This is a genomic window from Mesorhizobium sp. B1-1-7, from assembly GCF_006442705.1.
GTDB lineage: Bacteria > Pseudomonadota > Alphaproteobacteria > Rhizobiales > Rhizobiaceae > Mesorhizobium > Mesorhizobium opportunistum.
In genome coordinates this window covers 129,603-136,790 of the sequence record NZ_VFWQ01000016.1, presented here as the reverse complement: position 1 = coordinate 136,790, position 7,188 = coordinate 129,603, and the positions used below count along the sequence as shown (strand labels likewise).

Sequence of the window (7,188 nt, the reverse complement as noted above, 5' to 3'; positions counted from 1 at the left end):
GTGATCGGTCCGCGCCGCCGATGTCGCTGGCCTATGCTTGACCATGGCCGTGGGCCGATGACCCGCCCGGCAACGAGGCCTATCTGCGGCCGATCGACGTTCAGATCGGTCGATTCTTGCGTCGGGATGCGCCCAATGTGGCGGCCCGCGAGGCTATCTTGCAACCTTCACGTTTCCGTGCGATAAATTCCGTGTTCGGGCATTTGCGACCCGGAGAGCGGAACGTTTTGGACGACCTTTCCCCGATACTGTGAATCTCTGACGGCCCCGTTTTTCGGCGGGGGGTTTGACCATGCGCCAATGCATGACTGCCGAAAGCAACCACCGGGAACTGCCCTCGACGCCAGTGGCGGGCAGGACCACCAAAGACTGAACGGGTGAAGGAGTTTCCCCAATGGCCCAGACCGGCACCGTTAAATTCTTCAACGCGACCAAAGGCTTCGGTTTCATCACGCCCGACGGCGGCGCCAAGGACGTGTTCGTCCATATTTCCGCGATCGAGGCCTCGGGCCTGCGCACGCTGGTCGATGGCCAGAAGGTCACTTTCGACGTCGAGCCGGACCGTATGGGCAAGGGCCCGAAGGCCGTCAACCTGCGCGCGGCCTGAACCGTCGACGCGTCGCACGTCCCTGCGGATGTGCGAACGAGGCACCAGGGCTTGGCCCTGGGCATGCAAACAGTTTTTGGAAGGCGCGATGATTTTCGTCGCGCCTTTTTCATGTCAGCGACGCAGCTTGAATGCATGTCGCCCAAAACCGGATCCGGTTTTGGGTCAACGACATGCACCACAACGCATTAAGTGCCTGTAAAACTTTCTCTTGCCGATGACGCTAAAATAAAGGACAAATTTCCTCTCGGGCATTTGCCGACCCGAGACTGGAGTTTATGGGATCAAAGGAGCTTCCCATGCCGCAGACCGGCACCGTCAAATTCTTCAACCATGCCAAGGGCTTCGGCTTCATCACGCCGGACGATGGCGCGAAGGATGTCTTCGTCCACATTTCGGCCGTGCAGGCGTCGGGTCTTCCCGGTCTCGAAGATGGGCAGAAAGTGACATTCGACACCGAGCCGGACAAGCGCGGCAAAGGGCCCAAGGCCGTCAACCTGTCGGTCGGCTGAGCCGGCTTCGGATACAGATCGGATCCCGACAGGGCGGTTCTGCTCGATTCCGAGCGTTTTTTGGATCGACCCGTCGAAATCCGTTCAGCCTCCGTTCAGCCACGGTCGCATATTAGTCTTTGGTAAAGCCGGACCGCATCCCCTGCAAACTGCACGGCCCGGTACGAAGGAGACCAAGATGAACCGAATTTTCAAGACAGCCGTGCTGTCCACCGCCGTTGCCGCCACCATGCTCGCGGCCCTGCCCGCTGCCAACGCGCGTGACTGGCGCCATCACGGCCATCACGGCAATGGCGATGCCATTGCCGCCGGCGTCCTCGGCCTCGCCGCCGGCGCCCTGATCGGTGGCGCGTTGGCCAATGACCGGCCGCCGCCCGACGCTGACCGCTACTACGATGACGGTTACTACGATCGTGACGTCGTGGTTCGTCCGGCCCCGGTCCGCCGCTACTACGCGGAGCCGCGGGTGGTCTACGCCGACCGTTATGCCGAACCGTGGACGCGTGACTGGTACGAGTACTGCTCCGACCGCTACCGCAGCTTCAACTCGCGTACCGGCACCTTCACCGGCAATGACGGCGAGCAGCATTTCTGCACCGCAAACTGAGGCTTCCCTGCCCCACAAAAAAGCGCTGGCTGCATGGCCGGCGCTTTTTTGTTGTGTTGCCACTTCGGAACTTTCTGAGGTCGGCTCGGATCCAGTCCGAAGGATTTCAAGTCAGGAACGGATTGGTCCTGCGCTCTTCGCCAAAACGGCCGCCGGGGCCATGGCCGCAGATGAAGCCGATATCGTCGCCGAGCGGCAGCAGCTTGTCCTTGATCGACGCGATCAGCGTCGCGTGGTCGCCGCCCGGCAGGTCGGTGCGGCCGACCGAGCCGCGGAACAGCACGTCGCCGACATGGGCGAACTTGGCCGCGCGGTTGTAGTAGACGACATGGCCAGGCGCATGACCCGGGCAGTGCAGCACTTCGAACACATGACCGCCGAACGATACGGTCTCGCCCTCGGTGAGGAACCGGTTGGGGACGCAATCGCGCGAACCGTCGATGCCGTAGCGCCTGCCCTGGTTCGCCAGATTGTCGAGCAACGGCTTGTCGGCCGCATGCGGACCGATGATCTCGATACCGAGTGCCTCCTTCAAGTCCATCGCGCCGCCGGCATGGTCGATGTGGCCGTGGGTGATCCAGATCGCCCCGGCAGTGATCGCATTGTCCTTCAGCACCGCCAGCACCTTGTCGATGTCGCCGCCCGGATCCACGACCACGCCGTGCTTATCGTCCATGTCGAACAGAATGGTGCAGTTCTGCTGGAACGGTGTGACCGGCACGATGCCGGCATTGAGCTGACCCATGATCGTCCTTTCGCTATCTCGGCCGTCATGTAGAGGCAGCGGCGAAGGGCGTCCACCCTCGAAGAGACGAACAACCAGTCGCTTCAAAAACAAAAGTGGCACTTCAAAAACAAAAATGGCGCCTCAAAACAGAAATGGCGCTTCGAAATGGAAATGGGCGGCCGAAGCCGCCCACTTGGCCAGTCCGAGATGACAGGCTTATTTCTTCATGGCGCCCATGACCGCGCCAAGAATGCCGGTCAGGATCGCGCCGCCGCCGGCGCCGCCGACGATGTTCTGCAGGTTGAGCGCGCTGCCGAGACCGCTCGTTGCCGCCGCTGCCGCTGCCGGATCGACCGTGCCGCCGAGCAGGCTGCCGAGGATCGCCGCACCGCCGACACCGCCAATGGCGCCGCCCAGGATTTTGGGAAGCTGACCCATCGCTGCCGTCTTGAGCGCCGCACCGACCGCCTGACCACCGATGATGCCTGTAATCACCTGTATGATGATCGGAAGAAGCGTGTTCATGTCCATATGATTAGTCCCTCCATAGCTGCCAGCCTCCCGGGCCGACAGCATCATGAGACGCCGAATTGGACGAAAGTCAAATGCAGAAACGCTGAAATAAAAGGGGCGGCCCGAAAACCGCCCCTACTTGCGCGAAAAGCTGTGAGTTTCGTTATTCTGCGGCTATCGCGTGCTTCGGCTGAACCGCGACAGAATAGTCGTTCATGAGATTCTTGGCGATTTCACCGACCTCGAATCGGTAAGGTCCGATCTCCGAAACCGGCGTTACTTCCGCCGCCGTCCCGGTCAGGAAACATTGCTCGAAGCCCTCAAGCTCTTCCGGCATGATGGCGCGTTCTATGACCTCAAGGCCGCGATCCTTGGCCAGGCCAATGACCGTGCGGCGGGTGATGCCATCGAGGAAGCAGTCGGGCATGGGCGTATGGATCTTGCCGTCCTTGACGAAGAAGATGTTGGCGCCGGTTGCTTCCGCGACTTGCCCGCGCCAGTCGAGCATCATGGCGTCGGCATAACCCTTGGCCTCGGCGGCGTGCTTGGACATGGTGCAGATCATGTAGAGGCCGGCGGCTTTCGACTTGGACGGCGCCGTGCGCGGGTCGGGCCGGCGCCATTCCGCGACGTCGAGACGAATGCCCTTCAGCTTCTGCGCCGGGTCGAAATAGCTCGGCCACTGCCAGATGGCGATGGCGCAGTTGATGCGGTTGTTCTGCGCCGAAACACCCATCTGTTCGCTGCCGCGCCAGGCGATCGGCCTGACATAGGCGTCCTGGAAACCCTGCTTCTTCAAGAGTGTGGTCGAGGCGTCGTTGAGCTCGGCGACCGAGTAGGGAATCTTGAAGCCGAGCAGGCGCGCCGATTCATGCAGGCGCTCGGTGTGCTCGTTGAGCTTGAAGATCTCGCCGCCATAGGCGCGCTCGCCCTCGAAGACGGCGCTGGCATAGTGCAGGCCGTGCGTCAGCACGTGGATCTTGGCGTCGCCCCACTGGACGAACTCGCCGTTCATCCAGATGAAGCCGTCCAGTTGGTCGAAGGGAACGGATGCCATGGTAACCTCCCGCGGGCCGTGGCCCGCATATCGTTAGTGTCGTTGCGTGTTCTTTTTGGCCGTGCCATGTGTTTGGAGACGCCGGCCGGTGTCTCGAAGCGTAAGCGGATATTCACGCTCTGGCAAACTCAGGAAGTTCCGGAAAAACCGGCTTGCCTTGCCTTTTCGTTCGCAATCCGCCCAAAAGCTTGTCAAAAATTACCATTGCAGGGAAATTACGTCAATAGTACTGACATAATATCCCTTTCCCATGGAGAAATGATGACGGATCGAAGCCACGCAGGGAAACCGATCAGGACCGCGATCTCCGACGAGGACGGCATCGACTTCGCCATCATCGAGCTGTTCTTCTTCGCCTATCGCGACTTCACCTCCGATCCCGATCAGATCCTGGCCGATTACGGCTTCGGCCGTGCCCACCACCGGGTGCTGCATTTCGTCAACCGCAGGCCCGGCCTGACGGTCGCCGAACTGCTCGACGTGCTCAAGATCACCAAGCAGAGCCTGGCGCGCGTGCTCAAGCAACTGATCGACACCGACCATGTCGTGCAATTGCAAGGTCCGCGCGACCGCCGCCAGCGCGAACTCTATCCGACGGCCAAGGGCCGTGCGCTGGCTCTGGCCCTGGCGCGGCCACAGTCGCGCCGCATCCGTGCTGCATTGGAAGATTCCGGAGCCACCGAACGGACCTTGGTGGAACGCTTCCTCGAAGCGATGGTCAATCCGGAACTGAGAGCCCAGATCGACGTTGGGTCCGCAAAAATGTCAGGGAAAAGCCATGGAGAGCACTGAGAGGGTCGATCAGGCGGCCGCACCGGACGACGACGCGCCGCATCTGCTTGTGGTCGACGACGACACCCGCATCCGCAATCTTCTCAAGCAATATCTGACCGAGAACGGCTTTCGCGTCACCGTTGCCGGCAATGCCGACGAAGCCCGGCGCAAGCTCGCCGGCCTCGATTTCGACCTGCTCGTGCTGGACGTGATGATGCCGGGCGAAAGCGGCGTCGATCTCACCAAATCGCTGCGCGCCGAAAAGAACGTGCCGATCCTGATGCTGACGGCGCTGTCGGAAACAGACAGCCGCATCTCCGGATTGGAGGCCGGCGCCGACGACTATCTGCCAAAACCCTTCGATCCGCGCGAGCTGATCCTGCGCATCAACAACATCCTGCGCCGCGGCGGCCCGGCGACGACGCCCAAGGTCGAACAGCTGGTCTTCGGCCCCTACACCTTCCAGATCGCCCGTCGCGAACTGAAGCGCGGCGGCGAGGCGCTGAAGCTGACCGACCGCGAGCAGGAGATCCTGGCGATCTTCGCCGCGCGCGCCGGCGAGACCATTCCACGCCACGAACTGGTCGGCGACGATTCGGAGGTCGGCGAGCGCACCATCGACGTCCAGATCAACCGGCTGCGCCGCAAGATCGAGCGCGACCCGTCCAACCCGGTCTGGCTGCAGACTGTGCGCGGTATTGGGTATCGGCTCAGCGTGGAATAGAGTACCGGCGGCGGATGAAAAGAGCCAATGGCGACCACGGAACTGGAACAGCCGGAAAATGACGGCTTGAGCGCACGCGCCACGCGAACTCTCAGGACGGTGCCGCGCATCTGGAACCGGTTCTGGCGGCTCGTTTCGCTTTACATGCCCAAGCGCCTCTATGCGCGCTCGCTGATCATCGTCATTGCGCCGATGATCCTTCTGCAATCGGTCGTCGCCTTCGTCTTCATGGAGCGTCATTGGGCGACCGTGACGCAGCGGCTGTCGCAAGCCACCGTGCGCGACATCGCCGCCATCATCGATCTGATCGAGACCTATCCGCACGATGCCGACTACGCCAACATCATCCGCATCGCGCAGGACCGCATGCAGTTGAAGGTCGACCTCTTGCCGCCCGACCCCCTGCCGCCGCCTGGGCCGAAGCCCTTCTTCTCGATCCTCGACGACGTCCTCTCGGCCGAGATCACCCGCCAGATCAACCGCCCGTTCTGGATCGACACGGTCGGCAATTCCAACATCGTCGAGGTGCGCGTCCAGCTCGAGGGCAAGGTGCTGCGCGTCTTCGTGCGCCGCAGCCAGGCCTATGCCTCGAACACCCACATCTTCCTGATCTGGATGGTCGGCACCTCGCTGGTGCTGCTGATGATCGCCATCCCCTTCCTGCGCAACCAGATCCGGCCGATCCTGACGCTTGCCGAAGCCGCCGAGAGCTTCGGCAAGGGCCGGCCGATGCCGCGCGATTTTCGCCCGCGCGGGGCCGAAGAGGTTCGCCGCGCCGGCTTTGCCTTCATCCAGATGCGCGAGCGCATCGAGCGCCAGATCGAACAGCGAACCGCCATGCTGACCGGCGTCAGCCATGACCTGAGAACCATCCTCACCCGCTTCAAGCTGCAGCTGGCGCTGGCCGGCGGCAAAGCCGAGACCAAGGCAGCCCTCAACCAGGACATCGACGACATGCAGTCGATGCTCGAAGGCTATCTCTCCTTTGCCCGAGGCGAGGCCTCGGAAGACCCGGGACGCTTCGACCTCGAAGCCTATTTCCAGAAGCTCGGCGAAGAAGCGGCCCTGCGCAAATGCAAACTGTCGACGACGCTCGTCGGCGATCCGACCGTGCATGTGCGGCCGAACGCCTTCGCCCGGCTGTTGTCCAACGTCATCGGCAATGCCTTCCGCTATGCCAAGACGGTGGAGGTCAACGCCAACCATGGCCGTGGCTCGCTTGTCGTCACCATCGACGACAACGGCCCGGGCATTCCCGACGGCAGGCGCGAAGAGGTGTTCAAGCCCTTCGTGCGGCTCGACGAAGCCCGCAACCTCGACGCCAGCGGCACCGGCCTCGGCCTGTCGATCGCCCGCGACATCGCCCGCAGCCATGGCGGCGACATCACCCTCGACGACAGTCCGCTCGGCGGATTGCGGGCCGTGATCAAGGTTCCAGCCTGACCGCGGCACGATCCCGGAAAGTAGAACCGGCTTTTCTCGGACAAACGGAAACCGTTGTCCGAGATCATGCCCAGTCGGAAGGCTGCTTCATCCGCCCGTCATGAAATCATGATCAAGAGCGCGCATGAAACGCGCGACTACACTTGATTCGTCCTTGCCGCCTCACTTCGATCCCGTACCCGCCAAGGTGCGCTGGAGCCAAGCGCGGGCAGCAGGCGGGTCGC

General features: G+C 62.3%; 9 protein-coding genes. 6 read left to right on the top strand and 3 right to left on the bottom strand.

Features of this window, described 5'->3' with window-relative positions; translation table 11 throughout:
* Nucleotides 1–394: 394 nt before the first annotated feature.
* The 3 genes from FJ978_RS25580 to FJ978_RS25570 all read left to right on the top strand — a co-directional run bounded on the left by FJ978_RS25580 (nt 395) and on the right by FJ978_RS25570 (nt 1,726).
* On the top strand, nt 395–607 hold the full coding sequence (locus FJ978_RS25580) for a cold-shock protein (protein ID WP_006202520.1): 213 nt from the start codon (nt 395–397) through the stop codon (nt 605–607).
* Nucleotides 608–906: 299 nt separating this feature from the next.
* On the top strand, nt 907–1,119 hold the full coding sequence (locus FJ978_RS25575; protein WP_008877668.1) for a cold-shock protein: 213 nt from the start codon (nt 907–909) through the stop codon (nt 1,117–1,119).
* Between the two features lie 178 nt (nt 1,120–1,297).
* Nucleotides 1,298–1,726, top strand: a complete 429-nt coding sequence (locus FJ978_RS25570; protein ID WP_013893509.1) for a BA14K family protein — start codon at nt 1,298–1,300, stop codon at nt 1,724–1,726.
* A gap of 106 nt (nt 1,727–1,832) precedes the next feature.
* On the opposite strand, the gene FJ978_RS25565 is transcribed toward FJ978_RS25570, so the two are convergent.
* The 3 genes from FJ978_RS25565 to FJ978_RS25555 form a co-directional block, all read right to left on the bottom strand.
* On the bottom strand, nt 1,833–2,471 hold the full coding sequence (locus FJ978_RS25565; RefSeq protein ID WP_140574888.1) for an MBL fold metallo-hydrolase: 639 nt from the start codon (nt 2,469–2,471) through the stop codon (nt 1,833–1,835).
* Between the two features lie 198 nt (nt 2,472–2,669).
* Nucleotides 2,670–2,984 (bottom strand): hypothetical protein, encoded by a 315-nt coding sequence (locus FJ978_RS25560; RefSeq protein WP_013893507.1) that lies wholly within the window; start codon nt 2,982–2,984, stop codon nt 2,670–2,672.
* Between the two features lie 145 nt (nt 2,985–3,129).
* Entirely contained in the window at nt 3,130–4,023 is an 894-nt protein-coding gene (locus FJ978_RS25555; RefSeq protein WP_140574885.1) for a branched-chain amino acid aminotransferase, read from the bottom strand.
* 261 nt (nt 4,024–4,284) lie between these two features.
* On the opposite strand from FJ978_RS25555, the gene FJ978_RS25550 reads away from it, so the two are divergent.
* The 3 genes from FJ978_RS25550 to FJ978_RS25540 are packed head-to-tail and all read left to right on the top strand — an operon-like array spanning nt 4,285 to nt 6,964.
* On the top strand, nt 4,285–4,815 hold the full coding sequence (locus FJ978_RS25550) for a MarR family transcriptional regulator (protein WP_013893505.1): 531 nt from the start codon (nt 4,285–4,287) through the stop codon (nt 4,813–4,815).
* Nucleotides 4,802–5,521, top strand: coding sequence for a response regulator transcription factor (locus tag FJ978_RS25545; RefSeq protein WP_013893504.1), 720 nt, complete (start codon nt 4,802–4,804; stop codon nt 5,519–5,521). The genes FJ978_RS25550 and FJ978_RS25545 overlap by 14 nt, the downstream gene beginning before the upstream one ends.
* A gap of 27 nt (nt 5,522–5,548) precedes the next feature.
* The gene (locus FJ978_RS25540; protein ID WP_140574883.1) at nt 5,549–6,964 is read left to right on the top strand and encodes an ATP-binding protein; all 1,416 of its coding nucleotides are present in this window, start codon (nt 5,549–5,551) and stop codon (nt 6,962–6,964) included.
* Nucleotides 6,965–7,188 lie beyond the last annotated feature (224 nt).

Coding starts and splice junctions, on each gene's coding strand:
- FJ978_RS25580 (WP_006202520.1), top strand. CDS start 395: ATGGCCCAGACCGGCACCGTTAAATTCTTCAACGCGACCAAAGGCTTC.
- FJ978_RS25575 (WP_008877668.1), top strand. CDS start 907: ATGCCGCAGACCGGCACCGTCAAATTCTTCAACCATGCCAAGGGCTTC.
- FJ978_RS25570 (WP_013893509.1), top strand. CDS start 1,298: ATGAACCGAATTTTCAAGACAGCCGTGCTGTCCACCGCCGTTGCCGCC.
- FJ978_RS25565 (WP_140574888.1), bottom strand. CDS start 2,471: ATGGGTCAGCTCAATGCCGGCATCGTGCCGGTCACACCGTTCCAGCAG.
- FJ978_RS25560 (WP_013893507.1), bottom strand. CDS start 2,984: ATGGACATGAACACGCTTCTTCCGATCATCATACAGGTGATTACAGGC.
- FJ978_RS25555 (WP_140574885.1), bottom strand. CDS start 4,023: ATGGCATCCGTTCCCTTCGACCAACTGGACGGCTTCATCTGGATGAAC.
- FJ978_RS25550 (WP_013893505.1), top strand. CDS start 4,285: ATGACGGATCGAAGCCACGCAGGGAAACCGATCAGGACCGCGATCTCC.
- FJ978_RS25545 (WP_013893504.1), top strand. CDS start 4,802: ATGGAGAGCACTGAGAGGGTCGATCAGGCGGCCGCACCGGACGACGAC.
- FJ978_RS25540 (WP_140574883.1), top strand. CDS start 5,549: ATGGCGACCACGGAACTGGAACAGCCGGAAAATGACGGCTTGAGCGCA.